Source organism: Pseudomonas sp. EL_65y_Pfl2_R96 (assembly GCF_963970905.1).
Taxonomy (GTDB): domain Bacteria; phylum Pseudomonadota; class Gammaproteobacteria; order Pseudomonadales; family Pseudomonadaceae; genus Aquipseudomonas.
The window spans coordinates 1-432 of the sequence record NZ_CAXAQH010000403.1; the positions used below are offsets into that span (position 1 = coordinate 1).

Consider the following 432-nt stretch of genomic DNA (forward strand, 5'->3'; position numbering starts at 1 on the left):
GGCTCGGCCAGCTCGATGACCTGCTGGACTATTTCGACCGGCGGCAGGGCGGCGCTTCGCTTGGCGGTCCGGCGGGACCGCGCATCGCGCGGACGCTCGACGAGGCCGCCGTTCAGCCCGGGCATTTGTCCGCCATGATCGCCGATCGGGCCCGTCTGCGCGTCATGCTCGCCAGCGTCGCGCGCACCTTCCATGTCGGCCCGCTTGCGGATTGCTTCTTCGATCCCGCGACCGCGCTCTGCCTCAAGCGCGTGACGACCCCCGATCCCGCGCAGCCGCTCACCGCCCTGTGCGAGCCGACCCGCTGTCCCAACGCCTGCATCACCGCCCGCCACAGGCCGGCCTGGGAGCGCGCGGCTGCCGATGCCAGGGCGCATTTGCGCGAACGGCGCATCTCCGATCTCCAGCGTCAGGCGCTCCAGCGCGAGCTCG

1 protein-coding gene is annotated in these 432 nt (G+C 72.2%); it reads left to right on the forward strand.

Features of this window, described 5'->3' with window-relative positions:
* On the forward strand, positions 1-432 hold a 432-nt coding region (locus tag AACY49_RS31280; RefSeq protein WP_339528222.1), incomplete at both ends, for a hypothetical protein.